The sequence below is a fragment of the Paeniglutamicibacter sp. NPDC091659 genome, from assembly GCF_044756805.1.
In the GTDB taxonomy this organism is placed as follows: Bacteria; Actinomycetota; Actinomycetes; order Actinomycetales; family Micrococcaceae; genus Paeniglutamicibacter.
In genome coordinates, this window is sequence record NZ_JBIVTO010000005.1 from 54,046 (window position 1) to 67,207 (window position 13,162).

Annotated in this window: 14 protein-coding genes, 5 tRNA genes and 1 riboswitch; of the genes, 14 read left to right on the plus strand and 5 right to left on the minus strand. The window is 64.6% G+C overall.

Annotated features, from left to right (window positions below; genetic code table 11):
* Positions 1 to 25 precede the first annotated feature (25 nt).
* The 5 genes from ACIQLF_RS10705 to ACIQLF_RS10725 form a co-directional block, all read right to left on the minus strand.
* Positions 26 to 97, minus strand: a tRNA-Val gene (locus ACIQLF_RS10705).
* A gap of 75 nt (positions 98 to 172) precedes the next feature.
* Positions 173 to 248: transfer RNA gene (locus ACIQLF_RS10710), tRNA-Gly, on the minus strand.
* Positions 249 to 282: 34 nt separating this feature from the next.
* Positions 283 to 354, minus strand: a tRNA-Val gene (locus ACIQLF_RS10715).
* Positions 355 to 377: 23 nt separating this feature from the next.
* Positions 378 to 448, minus strand: a tRNA-Cys gene (locus ACIQLF_RS10720).
* A 65-nt stretch (positions 449 to 513) separates the two neighbouring features.
* A tRNA-Gly gene (locus tag ACIQLF_RS10725) sits at positions 514 to 586 on the minus strand.
* 208 nt (positions 587 to 794) lie between these two features.
* On the opposite strand from ACIQLF_RS10725, the gene ACIQLF_RS10730 reads away from it, so the two are divergent.
* From ACIQLF_RS10730 to ACIQLF_RS10795, 14 genes are all read left to right on the plus strand, one after another.
* Positions 795 to 1,658, plus strand: coding sequence for a cytochrome (locus tag ACIQLF_RS10730; protein WP_400297882.1), 864 nt, complete (start codon positions 795 to 797; stop codon positions 1,656 to 1,658).
* Positions 1,659 to 1,754: 96 nt separating this feature from the next.
* A complete protein-coding gene (def, locus tag ACIQLF_RS10735; RefSeq protein WP_400297885.1) occupies positions 1,755 to 2,330 on the plus strand; it encodes a peptide deformylase in 576 nt (191 codons plus the stop codon).
* Positions 2,327 to 3,265: a methionyl-tRNA formyltransferase gene (fmt, locus tag ACIQLF_RS10740; RefSeq protein WP_400297888.1), complete on the plus strand. Its 939-nt coding sequence runs from the start codon at positions 2,327 to 2,329 to the stop codon at positions 3,263 to 3,265. Before def ends, fmt begins: the two co-directional genes overlap by 4 nt.
* Positions 3,262 to 4,815: an RsmB/NOP family class I SAM-dependent RNA methyltransferase gene (locus ACIQLF_RS10745; RefSeq protein WP_400297891.1), complete on the plus strand. Its 1,554-nt coding sequence runs from the start codon at positions 3,262 to 3,264 to the stop codon at positions 4,813 to 4,815. The genes fmt and ACIQLF_RS10745 overlap by 4 nt, the downstream gene beginning before the upstream one ends.
* Before the next feature lie 45 nt (positions 4,816 to 4,860).
* Positions 4,861 to 5,532, plus strand: coding sequence for a ribulose-phosphate 3-epimerase (gene rpe / locus ACIQLF_RS10750; RefSeq protein WP_400297893.1), 672 nt, complete (start codon positions 4,861 to 4,863; stop codon positions 5,530 to 5,532).
* A 20-nt stretch (positions 5,533 to 5,552) separates the two neighbouring features.
* Positions 5,553 to 5,701, plus strand: a riboswitch (FMN riboswitch).
* A 150-nt stretch (positions 5,702 to 5,851) separates the two neighbouring features.
* Positions 5,852 to 6,553, plus strand: coding sequence for a nicotinamide riboside transporter PnuC (gene pnuC / locus ACIQLF_RS10755; RefSeq protein WP_400297896.1), 702 nt, complete (start codon positions 5,852 to 5,854; stop codon positions 6,551 to 6,553).
* Positions 6,553 to 7,617, plus strand: coding sequence for a bifunctional diaminohydroxyphosphoribosylaminopyrimidine deaminase/5-amino-6-(5-phosphoribosylamino)uracil reductase RibD (ribD, locus tag ACIQLF_RS10760; RefSeq protein ID WP_400297899.1), 1,065 nt, complete (start codon positions 6,553 to 6,555; stop codon positions 7,615 to 7,617). Before pnuC ends, ribD begins: the two co-directional genes overlap by 1 nt.
* A 9-nt stretch (positions 7,618 to 7,626) precedes the next feature.
* Entirely contained in the window at positions 7,627 to 8,259 is a 633-nt protein-coding gene (locus ACIQLF_RS10765; protein ID WP_400297902.1) for a riboflavin synthase, read from the plus strand.
* Positions 8,256 to 9,536, plus strand: a complete 1,281-nt coding sequence (gene ribB / locus ACIQLF_RS10770) for a 3,4-dihydroxy-2-butanone-4-phosphate synthase (RefSeq protein WP_400297904.1) — start codon at positions 8,256 to 8,258, stop codon at positions 9,534 to 9,536. Before ACIQLF_RS10765 ends, ribB begins: the two co-directional genes overlap by 4 nt.
* A complete protein-coding gene (ribH, locus tag ACIQLF_RS10775; protein WP_400297907.1) occupies positions 9,536 to 10,018 on the plus strand; it encodes a 6,7-dimethyl-8-ribityllumazine synthase in 483 nt (160 codons plus the stop codon). Before ribB ends, ribH begins: the two co-directional genes overlap by 1 nt.
* Positions 10,019 to 10,332: 314 nt before the next feature.
* Positions 10,333 to 10,596, plus strand: coding sequence for a phosphoribosyl-ATP diphosphatase (locus tag ACIQLF_RS10780; RefSeq protein WP_209997433.1), 264 nt, complete (start codon positions 10,333 to 10,335; stop codon positions 10,594 to 10,596).
* 112 nt (positions 10,597 to 10,708) lie between these two features.
* Positions 10,709 to 11,557, plus strand: a complete 849-nt coding sequence (gene hisG, locus ACIQLF_RS10785; protein ID WP_400297911.1) for an ATP phosphoribosyltransferase — start codon at positions 10,709 to 10,711, stop codon at positions 11,555 to 11,557.
* A 66-nt stretch (positions 11,558 to 11,623) separates the two neighbouring features.
* Positions 11,624 to 12,394: an imidazole glycerol phosphate synthase subunit HisF gene (gene hisF / locus ACIQLF_RS10790; protein ID WP_400297913.1), complete on the plus strand. Its 771-nt coding sequence runs from the start codon at positions 11,624 to 11,626 to the stop codon at positions 12,392 to 12,394.
* Entirely contained in the window at positions 12,369 to 13,139 is a 771-nt protein-coding gene (locus ACIQLF_RS10795; protein WP_400297916.1) for a GNAT family N-acetyltransferase, read from the plus strand. The genes hisF and ACIQLF_RS10795 overlap by 26 nt, the downstream gene beginning before the upstream one ends.
* Positions 13,140 to 13,162: the final 23 nt, after the last annotated feature.

Sequence of the window (13,162 nt, forward strand, 5' to 3'; positions counted from 1 at the left end):
CGACACATAAAGTGTTGACTGTTCGTGGGCGATACTGGGTTCGAACCAGTGACCTCTTCCGTGTCAGGGAAGCGCGCTACCGCTGCGCCAATCGCCCAAAGTTAATGCCTGGCTTCTTTGGAAAGCCAAAGAATAAGGACCCCTCTTCGAAAGAATTGAGGTCCATATTTCTTGGAGTGGACAACGAGGTTCGAACTCGCGACCTCGACCTTGGCAAGGTCGCGCTCTACCAGCTGAGCTATGTCCACGTGAAAAATCGACACATAAAGTGTTGACTGTTCGTGGGCGATACTGGGTTCGAACCAGTGACCTCTTCCGTGTCAGGGAAGCGCGCTACCGCTGCGCCAATCGCCCATACTACTTGCAAAATTCCTACGAGGTGGGGACGGGATTCGAACCCGCGTAAACGGCTTTGCAGGCCGGTGCCTCGCCTCTCGGCCACCCCACCATAGCCAACGGATAGTAAACTACCAGTCGGTTGGATCGGTAAACCGATCCGGTGAATCTAATGCGAGTGGACAACGAGGTTCGAACTCGCGACCTCGACCTTGGCAAGGTCGCGCTCTACCAGCTGAGCTATGTCCACATGTGAATCGATTTCCGCCCGGTTCGTTTCCGTTCCGTTTGGCTGCGCTCCAACGAGTAAAAACTCTATACGACGTTTACCCAAAGTTCCAAATCGGGGGTTCCTTGCGGCCGCAGCGGCAAATAATCCGCATGATCTCGGGGTTTGCAACTCTCGGCCGCGGGTCCAAAAACGGCAAATCGTGGTCAAAGCATGAAAAAATCTTTTTATGACTTCTCCAGCGCTGGCTCAGCAGACCGATTTCGGACGCATGTATGCCCGGAAAATCGGCGAACTTCCCGAGGTTCCATCCATCACGACGGTCATCGCCCAGGAAAAGATGGACATGGACGGTTGGATCGGCCACATGGCGGCAACCGCAGTAATCCAAGACGAACGGCTCGGCGGTGCCGTGGGGAACAGTGCCAAGCTCAAGGCGCTGGCCCGGCAGGCTTCCAGTGCCGCCGCGCAATACCGAGACGCGGCCGCCGCACGCGGGGACCGCGTCCACCAGTACTGCGAACAAATCGCCTTGCGTGCACTGGGCCAGTCGCACCAGGCGGCCCAGGCGCGTGAGGCCCTGGCCGAAAACGGCGAGGAAGCATTTGCCGGACGGTTCGATGAATGGTGGGAGCAGTACCAGGTGCAGCCCTTGGCCGCGGAGGTCACCGTCTGGAACAGCAGCATCGGATACGCGGGCACCCTTGACCTCGTGGCAACCATCGGTGGGCGCCTGTGCCTGATCGACTACAAGACCCGCGGTACCGACAGGGAGGGCCGGGTGAAACCGTTGGATCCCAAGGTGATCATGCAGCTTGCGGCCGGTGCCAAGGCGGAGGAAATGGTGGTCGACGCCGCGGCCGGCACCTGGGAAGCGTGGAAATACTCACAAGACCCCATGCTTCTGGGGGTGGCGATCGGGGAGACCGAGGTGCAAACCGTCATGGCCAATCCGGAGGTGCTTCCCGCGTATTGGTCGAAGTTTTGGTCGCTTCGACAGGTCTGGGGTGCGAGCCAGCGGGTGCGCGATGCCGGTTCTGCCCTGCATGTGGTGGGTCCTCCCGCAACATCGGAGGACGCGTCCGCTCGGTAGACTTGATCGAAGGCGCGGCCACAAACTGAGTGTGGCGCGTCCCTACATCCACAGCACATTGCCGGGGCTCAGCCGGCGGAAGGGAGACGGATCCCCATGACCGTCTTAGGTATTCGCATCGTTGGCGATCCAATCCTGCGCACGCGGGCTGATGAGGTCACCGAATTCGGCCCCGTCTTGCGCAAGCTTGTCGCGGACATGGACGAAACCATGGAAAACGTCGAAGGCGCAGGTCTTGCGGCCCCGCAGGTCGGCGTATCGCTAAGGGTTTTCACCTACCAAATCGCCGGCCAGCGCGGACACATCATCAACCCGGTCCTCGAGCTCAGCGATGACGACCAGGACGACATTTCCGAAGGCTGCCTGTCGATTCCCGGCCTTGGCTACCCGGTGACCCGCCGCCGCTGGACCCGTGCCACGGGCGTGGACGTGGACAACAACCCGGTCGTCGTCGAGGGCGAAGGCTTCCTGGCCCGCTGCCTGCAGCACGAGACCGACCACCTCGATGGCATCCTGTACATCGACAGGCTCACCGGCGACCTGAAGAAGGAAGCTTTCCGCAAGCTGCGCAACACGAACTACAACAGTGTTGCCGCAACCACCGTCAACCAGCGTTCGGCGGCCCTCGGTTCGAGCTTCGGCGCCGGCGCCAGCTTTGGCGGCCAGGCATGAGGGTCCTTTTTGCCGGAACGCCGCAGGTCGCAGTCGAATCCCTGAACCGGCTGGTCACCGACGGGTTCGACGTCGTGGCGGTGCTCACCCGCGAGGACGCCCCGGTGGGTCGCAAGCGCGTGCTGACCCCGTCGCCCGTCGCCGCGCGCGCCGCGGAACTGGGCCTGGAAATCATCCACGCGAACCGCATCGACGAGCAGACTCAGGAGCGCCTTGCGACCCTGGACCTGGACATCGCGGCGATCGTTGCCTACGGCGGACTGGTCCCCGAACAGGCGCTGACGATTCCGCGCCTTGGCTGGATCAACCTGCACTTCTCGTTGCTGCCCGCATGGCGCGGCGCGGCCCCCGTCCAGCACTCGATCATGGCCGGCGACGACATCACCGGCGCGGTCACGTTCCAGCTCGAAAAGGGCCTGGACACCGGGCCGATCTTCGGAACGCTCACCGAAACCATCGACCCCGCCGACACCTCGGGGGAACTGCTGGGCCGGCTGGCGATCTCCGGCGCGGTGTTGCTGTCCCAGACCCTTGCCGGCCTTGACGCGGGCAAGCTCGTGGGCGTCGAGCAGCAGAACGAAACCACTTATGCGCACAAGCTGACCTTGGTCGACGGCAAGGTCGACTGGTCGCTTCCTGCGCTGGTCATTCGCCGTCGCATCAACGGAACCACCCCGGACCCGGGAGCCTGGACCGAGCTGGACGGCCAGCGGTTCAAGCTGGGAACGCTGGTGCCGCACTCCGAAGTCACCGATCTGGTTCCGGGCGAGGTCCGGATCGAGCCGGGCAAGAAACCGCGTGTCCTGGTGGGCACGGGGTCGCACGCAGTAGAACTTGGCCTGGTGCAACCACCTGGCAAGAAAATGATGAATGCAGCAGATTGGGCGCGAGGGATTCTCGCTTCCGGAACCGTGGATGAGGTGAAATTCGCATGAGCGAATTCGGACAGGGACGTTCCGACCGTCCGCGACGCAACGAAGGCAACCGCGGCGGAGGCCAGGAACGTCGAGACGACGCAGGACGCACCCGCAACCGCGGAGGCAGCGGGCAGCGCCAGTTCAGCGCATCCGCCCCCTCGGCCCGCGGACGCCGCGCCGACCCGGCGCGCCTGACGGCATTCGAGGTGCTGCGCGCCGTGGCCGAACACGACGCCTACGCAAACCTGGTGTTGCCGACCCGCATCCGCGACCACCGCCTTGATCGCCGCGACGCGGGCTTCGCCACCGAGTTGACCTACGGCGCCCTGCGCGGGCAGGGACTGTACGACGCGATCCTGTCCCGTTGCGTCGACCGCCCGCTGGACCAGCTGGACCCGGCGGTGCTTGACGCGCTGCGCCTGGGGGCCCACCAGTTGCTCGCCATGCGCGTTCCCAACCACGCGGCCCTCGACGAAACCGTCTCGCTGGCCCGCATGGTCATCGGCGCCGGAGCCTCGGGCCTGATCAACGCGGTGCTACGCAAGGTGTCGCTGAAGGACATGGAAACCTGGAGCGCCGAGCTGGTTGAAGGCATCACCGACGAGAGCGCGGCCGCCGCACTTGTCCACTCGCACCCCGAATGGATCGTTCGCGCCCTGCGCCAGGCCCTCGTTGCCCACGGCCGCGAGGCCAGCGAGATCAACGACCTGCTCATTGCCGACAACCTTGCCCCGGTCGTGAACCTGGTCGCCCTTCCGGGCATCGGCTCGCTGGAGGAAGCGATCGACAACGGCGCCGAGGTCGGTACGCTCGTCGCCGATTCCGCCTACTACCAGGGCGGGGACATTGCCCGGCTTTCCTCGGTGCGCGAAGGCAGCACCCGCGTGCAGGATGCCGGCTCCCAGCTGGTGGCCCGGGCCCTGGCCCAAGTGCCGTTGCCGGATGCCGGCGAGGACACCTACTGGTTGGACCTGTGCGCCGGACCCGGCGGCAAGGCGGCGCTGCTGGCGGCGTTGGCCGCCGAGCAGGGTGCCAAGCTGACCGCCAACGAACCCGCCGAACACCGCGCGGAGCTCGTGTCCAAGGCACTGGTGGCCGTGGACCCGGACACCTGGATGATTTCGGTGCGCGACGGTCGCGAATACGGCGAGGCGGAATACGCGGGCGGCTACGACCGGGTCATGGTCGACGCCCCGTGCTCGGGCCTTGGCGCGCTGCGCCGCCGCCCTGAATCGCGCTGGCGCAAGAGCCCGAAGGACGTTGCCGAACTGACCATCCTGCAGGGCGAGCTGCTTGACGCGGCGCTCAGCGCGGTGCGCGTCGGCGGCGTTGTCGCCTACGTGACGTGCTCGCCGCACCCGGCCGAAACCGTCGCCGTGATCGACGACGTTCTCTCGCGCCACGCGAACGTGAAGCTGCTCGATACCGGTGCCGCACTCGAGGCCGCCGCGCTTCCGGGCATGGCCTCGGCGTCCCGCAAGGTCGGCGACGGCAGCACCATCCAGCTGTGGCCGCACATCCACCGCACCGATGCCATGTTCATGGCATTGTTGACCCGTACCGCCTAGCCAGACGCACGCCCGCGACCCGGGTCCCCTTCACCAGGAGCTTCAATGCGCACTTGCCAGATCAACCCGTCCATCCTGTCGGCCGACTTCACGAACCTCGAGCGTGAGTTGCACCGGATCCACACCGCCGATGCGGTGCACGTGGATGTCATGGACAACCATTTTGTGCCGAACCTGACCATCGGGCTTCCCGTGGTCCAGCGGCTCAACGAGGTCAGCGATCTGCCGTTGGACGTACACCTGATGATCACCGATGTTGACCGGTGGGGCCCGGGCTATGCGGAGGCCGGAGCGGCCTCGGTGACCTTCCACGCGGAGGCCTCGGCCGCCCCGGTGAAGCTGGCCAGGGACTTGCGGGCGGCAGGTGCGCGGGCCTCGATGGCCTTGCGTCCCGCGACGCCCATCGAGCCGTACCTGGACATGCTTCCGGAGCTGGACATGGTGCTGCTGATGACGGTGGAACCCGGCTTCGGGGGACAGGCCTTCCTTGACCTGGTCCTTCCGAAGATCCGGCGCACCCGCCGGGCCATCGACGGAACCGGCCTGCCCATCGCCCTGCAGGTCGACGGCGGGGTGACCCGCGAAACCATTCTGCGTGCCGCCGAGGCCGGAGCCGACGTGTTTGTCGCGGGTTCGTCTGTCTACGGCACCGAGGACCCGGCTGCGGCCGTCGACACATTACGAAACCTCGCCGCCCAAACACCTGTGTCCGTGTAATACTAAGAGCTACAACTACACAACGTGCTCCGGGGTCGGTGTAAGTCCGAACCGGCGGTTATAGTCCGCGACCCGCGCCAAAGAGGTTCCTTACGGAATTTCGGAGGCGCGGTTGAACTGGTGAAATTCCGGTACCGACAGTTAAAGTCTGGATGGGAGAAGCACGTACACGCAACACTTGAACCCTCACGGGTGGTGCCAAGAAAAGACGGCGGAAGTCCACGGACTACCGGCCCTCAAGTTCAGGCAATCACGTGCAGGATGGCAGTGAACCGTCGTATCGAAACCCCCGGAGCCGCCGCGGCTTGACAGGAGGACGATGGATTTTCTGCGGTGGCTCATTGAAGCTTTCAACTCTTACATCACGATAGGTAGCAGCGCACTGCTGGTACGCGAAGTCGTGGGCAACATCTTTGGCCTGGCTTCCGCCTTGGGCGGCATCCGCCGCAAGGTCTGGGCCTGGCCGATCGGCATCATCGGCAACGCCCTGTTGCTGACCGTGTTCCTCGGCAGCATCTTCGGCCACGATTCAACGGCCAACCTCTTGGGCCAGGCCGGACGACAGATCATGTTCATTGCCGTGTCGATCTACGGCTGGCACCGCTGGAAGTCCAGCCGCGATTCGGGCCAAAGCGCGGTCACCCCGCGCTGGGCCAGCAAGAACGAACGCCTCGGCATGGCCGCGATCCTGGTGGTCGGCACCGTTGCGCTGACGCCGGTCTTCGGGGCCCTGGGCTCCTACGCACCCGTGTGGGCGGATGCCTGGACGTTCGTGGGTTCGTTGCTCGCCACTTATGGCATGGCCAAGGGGCTTGTCGAGTTCTGGCTCATCTGGGTGCTTGTCGACGTGGTCGGCGTGCCATTGCTTTTCAGCGCCGGATACTACGCAAGCGCCTTCATGTACCTGTTCTACGGTTGCTTCACCCTCGTCGGCTTCTTTGTTTGGTGGAAGGCCCAGAAGGGTTCCAAACCAACCATTGAAACCACAATGCCGGATCCCACGGTCAAGGCGGGCATCTGATGCCGGCGGATCGCCGGATCGCCGGAATGCGGGTTGCCCTCGAGCTGGCCAAACGCGGAGTCCGCGGGGCCAACCCTCTGGTGGGTGCTGTCGTCATTGATTCATCGGGAAACATTCTCGCCACCGGATACCACCGCGGTGCGGGAACGCCCCATGCGGAGGCCGACGCGCTCACCCGGCTCGGCCCCATCCAGCCTGACGCGGCCCGCGAGGCAACCATGCTGGTGACCCTTGAACCCTGCAACCACACGGGACGCACCGGACCCTGCTCGCAGGCGATCATCGATGCCGGCATCGGCAACGTGGTCTACGCGGCCAAGGACGAGGGGTCGGATGCTGCCGGCGGTGCCGCGCGGCTGCGCGCCGCGGGGGTGAACGTCGAGCAGGGCCTGCTCGAATCCGAGGCGCTTGACCTGAACCACCGCTGGTTCCTTGCCCGTGCCGGAGAACGCCCCTTCACGACCTTGCACCTGGCCCAGACGCTCGACGGTCGGATTGCCGCCGCGGATGGAACCAGCCAGTGGATCACGTCTCCTGATTCCCTCCTCCATGCGCACCGGATCCGCTCGCGGGTGGATGCCATCGTGGTGGGCACCGGGACGGTGCTGGTGGACGACCCAAGGCTCAGTGCGCGCGACGAACACGGCCAGCCGTTCGACCGCCAACCACGCCGCATCGTGATGGGGGAGCGAGATGTGCCGGCAGGGGCAGCCCTCACCGCCGACGCGAACTGGGAGCAGATCCGTTCCCACGACCCACGGACGGTGCTTGGGCGGCTGCACGAATCGGGAATCTCCCATGTGCTCATCGAGGGCGGATCCTCGATCATCACGGCGTTCCTCGCCGAGGACCTGGTCGACGAGATCTACCTCTACCAGGCACCCATCTTCCTGGGAGCCGGGCGACAAAGCATCGGGAATCTCGGGGTAGGCACGCTGGGCGAAGCCCGGGCCTTCCGCCTCGATCCCATCGACGGTGAATCGGTGCAAATCCTCGGTGCCGACACCCTCACCCACCTAGAACCAATGCCGGTCCGGCTGCCCACGGGCAGCACCGCAGCGTAAGGACAACAAATGTTTACAGGAATCATCAGTGGCATGGGCCGCGTCGAAGCGGTGAACGCCGAACCCGAATCCGACTCCGTGGTGCTACGCATCAGCGCACCGAACCAGACGGACAACCTCGGTCTGGGCGGATCGATTGCGATCAACGGCGTGTGCCTCACCGCAACCAGCATCGAAGGCGACACGCTCGCGCTCGACGTCATGGGGGAAACCCTCCGGCACACCACGATCGGCGGACTCAAGGCGGGCGAGGCCATCAACCTCGAGCGTTGCGTGCAGGCCGGCGGGCGCCTTGACGGGCACGTGGTGCAGGGACACGTGGACGGAGTGGGCACCCTTCTGGAACACGAAACCCTGGGCGCCTGGGACCGCTTCAGGTTCGCCATCCCGTACCCGCTCGCCAGGTACGTGGCCAAAAAGGGATCGATCGCCATCGACGGGATTTCCCTGACCGTCACCGAAGTCGCAGACGCCAACGAAAAGGACCAGTGGTTCGAGGTGGGAATCATTCCCACCACGCTGCGCGAAACCACGCTGGGCCAACGGGCACCGGGCGACAGCGTGAACCTTGAGGTGGACGTGATGGCCAAGTACGCCGAACGCCTCGCCGCCTTTAACACTGTCGAAGGAGCAACACCATGAGCACCGAAACAATCCGCCTGGATTCCATAGCCTCGGCGATCAGTGCCATGGCCGCCGGCAAGGCGGTGGTGGTCGTTGACGATGCGGACCGCGAAAACGAAGGCGACATCATTTTCGCCGCGGAATTCGCCACGCCCGAACTCATGGGTTGGACCATCCGGCATACCTCCGGCGTGGTCTGCACCCCGATGAACGGGGACCGGGCCGACGCGCTTGGCCTGCCGCCCATGGTGGAGAACAACCAGGATGCCAAGGGAACCGCCTACACCGTGTCGTGCGATGCTGCCCACGGCGTGAGCACCGGCATCAGCGCGGCTGACCGGGCATTGACCTCGCGCATCTTGGCCGATCCGGCCTCCGGACCGGACCTCATTACCCGTCCGGGGCACATCTTCCCGCTGCGTGCGGTGGACGGCGGCGTCCTGGTGCGCCGCGGCCACACCGAGGCCAGCGTCGACCTGTGCGTGGCCGCCGGCCTGGAACCGGTGGGCGTCATCGCCGAACTGGTGCACGACGACGGCTCCATGATGCGGCTTCCCGCGCTGCGTGAATTCGCCGACCTGTGGAACATTCCGCTGGTCAGCATCGAAGACCTTGCTGCGTGGCGCGCCAGCTGCGACGCCGAGCCGGCCATCGGCACCAAGGCGGCGGCCGTGCAGTCCGGCCCCGAGGTCAAGGTGCCCACCCCGCACGGGGAATTCATGGTGCGGGCCTGGCTCGAGCGCGCAACGGGCGTGGAGCACCTGTCCCTCTCCGCCCCGGGGCCGGACGGCACGATGCCGTCCGAGCCGCTGGTGCGCGTGCATTCCGAGTGCCTCACGGGCGACGTTTTCGGTTCCTACCGTTGCGACTGCGGCGAGCAATTGGCCGCAGGCCTGCAGGCCATCAACGAGTTCGGCGGGGTGCTGATCTACCTTCGCGGGCACGAGGGTCGCGGCATCGGACTGGCCAACAAGATCCGCGCCTATGCCCTGCAGGACGGGGGAGCGAACACCGTGGCGGCCAACGAACAATTGGGGCTGCCGGTCGACGCCCGCAACTACGATGCCGCCGCCGCCATTCTTGATGCGCTGGGCATCCACCGCATCAGGCTTGTCACCAACAACCCGCTCAAGGAGCAGTGGTTGGAGGAAGCCGGAATCGACGTGACCGAACGGGTTCCCACCCGCATGGCGGCACGGCCGGAAAACCTTGAATACCTACGCACCAAGCAGGAACTGCTGCACCACTCGTTGCAGCTGCCGAGCACAGTAACCACCAACACAGGAGCTGAATAATGAGCGGACACGGAGCACCAGTCATCGGAGCCAACGAGCTAGTCGCGGCGGGCAAGGCGGGCATGCGCGCGGTCATCGTCGCGGCCAGCTGGCACACGCAGATCATGGACGGGCTCATCGACGGTGCCAAGCGTGCCGCGAAGGACGCCGGAATCCAGACGCCGGACATCGTGCGGGTTCCCGGCACCTTCGAGCTTCCCGTGGCAGCAGCCCGGCTGGCGCAGGACTACGACACGGTGATTGCCTTGGGCGTTGTCATCCGCGGCGGAACCCCGCATTTCGACTACGTGTGCCAGGGCGCAACGCTGGGACTCACCGATGTTTCGGTGCGAACCGGGGTTCCGGTCGGCTTTGGCGTATTGACCTGTGACAACGAAGAGCAGGCAATTGCCCGCGCGGGCCTGGAAGGCTCCGTCGAGGACAAGGGCTATGAGGCCATGAGTGCCGGGCTGCAGACCGCGGTGGCGCTGACCCGCCGCTGATACCCACGTTTCGTGGTCTGCTTTGCCTTCCCCAATCGCCAGTTCGGGTAAGGCAAAGCGGACCAGGCCCAACGCCTCGACGGCCCGCGTGAGGCTCTCGGGTGAGCGGGGTGCCTTGTGGAAATCCACGTACCTCAAGCCCTTATTTTGGCCGCGCGGAACCACCTGCAGGTGGGTGCTGAAAAGCTGGTTGGTCGGTGGCGGCACCGCCCGCATTGTCATCCTCGCGTCATGTTCGCGCTTGAGTGCGAGTCCTTCGTCACATTGGGGCGGTGGTTGTAAGTGGGCTGGACACGCCGGGCTACGCTGTTCATGTGAAAACTTTTGACACCCTCTTCGCCGAGCTTTCCGAGAAAGCCAAGGCCCGCCCCGAAGGTTCGCGTACCATCGCCGAACTGGACTCGGGCGTCCATGGCATCGGAAAGAAGGTCGTCGAGGAAGCCGCCGAAGTGTGGATGGCTGCCGAATACGAAAGCAATGAAGCAGCCGCCGAAGAAATCTCCCAGCTGCTCTACCACCTTCAGGTGATGATGCTGGCCAAGGGTCTGACTTTGCAGGACGTTTACAAGCATCTCTAGCCGCCGCTTTCGGGGCAGATTTGTGTAAGACCCTCGAGCCGCGGTGGCCAACAAGCAAAAATTTGTTGTCCTGATGCCGTAAAAACCCAAAGTCAGAAACGAGAAACACCTCATGTTGCGTGTAGCACTTCCCAATAAGGGAGCCCTTTCAGAAATCGCTTCGACCATGTTGCTGGAGGCTGGCTACGTCCAGCGCCGCGACAACCGTGAACTGGTCATGATCGACCCGGAAAACGACGTCGAGTTCTTTTACCTCCGCCCCCGCGACATCGCCGTATACGTAGGCCGCGGCATCCTTGATGTCGGAATCACCGGGCGCGACCTGTACCTCGACGCCGAGGTCAATGACGATGTCGAAGAGGAACTGCCGCTGGGCATCGGAGCCTCGACCTTCCGCTTTGCCGGACCCGTCGGATCCTTCACCCACCAGAGCGAGCTTCAGGGCAAGCGCATCGCCACCAGCTACGACGCACTGCTTCGCAGCTACCTGGCCGAAAGCGGCATCGAAGCCTCGGTGGTCCGCCTCGACGGCGCCGTGGAATCCTCGGTGCGCCTCGGCGTGGCCGACGCCATCGCCGACGTCGTGGAAACCGGAAACACACTCAAGGCCGCAGGCATGGAGATCTTCGGTGATCCGATCCTGAAGTCCGAGGCGGTCCTCATCGGCCGCACCGGCCGCAACCCTGCCGGGCTCGAAGTGCTCAAGCGCCGCCTGACCGGTGTGTTGGTTGCCCGCCGTTACGTCATGCTGGACTACGACGTGCGCCGCGACCAGGCCGACGAAGCCTGCCGCCTCACCCCGGGACTCGAATCCCCGACGGTTTCCCCGTTGCAGGATTCGGACTGGGTTGCAGTGCGCGCCATGGTCAAGAAGAACCAGACCAACAACATCATGGATGAGCTCTACGACCTGGGCGCGCGAGCGATCCTGGTCAGCCAGATCCACGCCTGCCGCATCTAGTTCCGGCGTTTGCGCCACCCCCTCAAAGAACACCACCTTCATAACTTTTCTAGGAGTTGATCCTTCATGAGCGTTGCGATCCGTGTGATCCCGTGCCTCGACGTGGATAACGGCAGAGTCGTCAAGGGAGTGAACTTTGAGGGGCTGCGCGATGCCGGCGACCCCGTGGAACTGGCCAAGCGCTACAACGCCGCCGGTGCCGACGAAATCACGTTCCTTGACGTGACGGCGTCCTCGGGCAACCGCGAAACCACCTACGACGTAGTCGCCAAGACGGCCGAGGAAATCTTCATCCCCCTCACCGTCGGCGGTGGCGTGCGTGCCGTCGAGGACGTCGACCGCTTGCTGCGCGCGGGCGCCGACAAGGCCTCGATCAACACCGCCGCGGTTGACCGCCCCGAGGTCATCAACGAAATCACCCAGCGCTTTGGGTCCCAGGTGCTCGTGCTTTCGCTCGACGCCCGCCGCACCGACAACCCGGATGTCGCCTCGGGCTTCGAGGTCACCACCCACGGCGGACGCACCGGCACCGGCCGCTGCGCCGTGGCCTGGGCCAAGGAAGCGGCCGAGCGCGGCGTGGGCGAGATCCTGCTGAACTCGATCGATGCCGACGGCACCAAGGACGGCTTCGACCTCGAAATGATCCGCGCCGTGCGTGCGGCGGTCACCGTGCCGTTGATCGCCTCGGGCGGCGCCGGGGGTCCTGAGCACTTCCCGCCGGCAATCGCCGCGGGCGCCGACGCGGTGCTGGCCGCCTCCATCTTCCACTTTGGTCCCGACGACATGATCAAGCAGGTCAAGGACGCCATTCGTGAAGCAGGATTCCCGGTCCGCTAGACCTGCAGCCCTGGACGAAGTCATGTCCAGGGGTTGGCGGGCGCTCGAGGAAGAAGCCGTTGATGGCTGGGTCTGCCGTTTTTCCGGCGGAGTCACCAAGCGGGCGAACTCGGTGTTGCCACTGGGCGAGCCCGCGGACTTTGCCGCTGCCCTCGCGGTGGTCGAACACCGCTACGCGGATCGCGGGTTGCCTGCCGTCTTCCAGATCAGCCCCGATTCGATGCCCCCGGGCTTGGATGAGCGCCTTGCCGAACGTGGCTATCTGCTCGATTCGCCGACGCTCGTGCAATACCTGGCTCTCGCTGAAGACACCAACGATGGCGGCGGGGACGGCGATCCGCGCATCGAATACTCCGATGAACCGAGCGAAGCCTGGCTCGAAACCTTGTGGGACGCCGAAGGGCCGAATGTCCCGGAGGCCCAGTCGCTAAGCCGCCGGATACTTGCCGAAACGCCATCCGTTTACGCATCCCTGGTCTTCGAAGGCCGGGTCGAGGCAATCGCACGGCTTGCCTTGGTCGGGAACCTGGGCGGGATCTACGCCGTCGCCACGAAGGCCGATTCGCGCTCCCGCGGACACGGCCGCGCCGTCGTTCGGGCGTTGCTCACCGAAGCATCAAACAGAAATCTCGAGGGACTCTGGCTGCAGGTCGTCGAGTCCAACCACATCGCGCATGGACTCTACGAATCGCTGGGTTTCGAAACCGTCTCCCGCTATCACTACCGCGTCGCGCCTCCAGCCTGAGAATGCATGACAGGCGGCTGGTT

Bases quoted from the DNA above. Each gene is read 5' to 3' on its own strand.
- ACIQLF_RS10730 (WP_400297882.1), top strand. From the start codon at position 795: ATGACTTCTCCAGCGCTGGCTCAGCAGACCGATTTCGGACGCATGTAT.
- ACIQLF_RS10745 (WP_400297891.1), top strand. From the start codon at position 3,262: ATGAGCGAATTCGGACAGGGACGTTCCGACCGTCCGCGACGCAACGAA.
- fmt (WP_400297888.1), top strand. From the start codon at position 2,327: ATGAGGGTCCTTTTTGCCGGAACGCCGCAGGTCGCAGTCGAATCCCTG.
- rpe (WP_400297893.1), top strand. From the start codon at position 4,861: ATGCGCACTTGCCAGATCAACCCGTCCATCCTGTCGGCCGACTTCACG.
- hisF (WP_400297913.1), top strand. From the start codon at position 11,624: ATGAGCGTTGCGATCCGTGTGATCCCGTGCCTCGACGTGGATAACGGC.
- ACIQLF_RS10765 (WP_400297902.1), top strand. From the start codon at position 7,627: ATGTTTACAGGAATCATCAGTGGCATGGGCCGCGTCGAAGCGGTGAAC.
- ribH (WP_400297907.1), top strand. From the start codon at position 9,536: ATGAGCGGACACGGAGCACCAGTCATCGGAGCCAACGAGCTAGTCGCG.
- ribB (WP_400297904.1), top strand. From the start codon at position 8,256: ATGAGCACCGAAACAATCCGCCTGGATTCCATAGCCTCGGCGATCAGT.
- hisG (WP_400297911.1), top strand. From the start codon at position 10,709: ATGTTGCGTGTAGCACTTCCCAATAAGGGAGCCCTTTCAGAAATCGCT.
- ribD (WP_400297899.1), top strand. From the start codon at position 6,553: ATGCCGGCGGATCGCCGGATCGCCGGAATGCGGGTTGCCCTCGAGCTG.
- def (WP_400297885.1), top strand. From the start codon at position 1,755: ATGACCGTCTTAGGTATTCGCATCGTTGGCGATCCAATCCTGCGCACG.
- pnuC (WP_400297896.1), top strand. From the start codon at position 5,852: ATGGATTTTCTGCGGTGGCTCATTGAAGCTTTCAACTCTTACATCACG.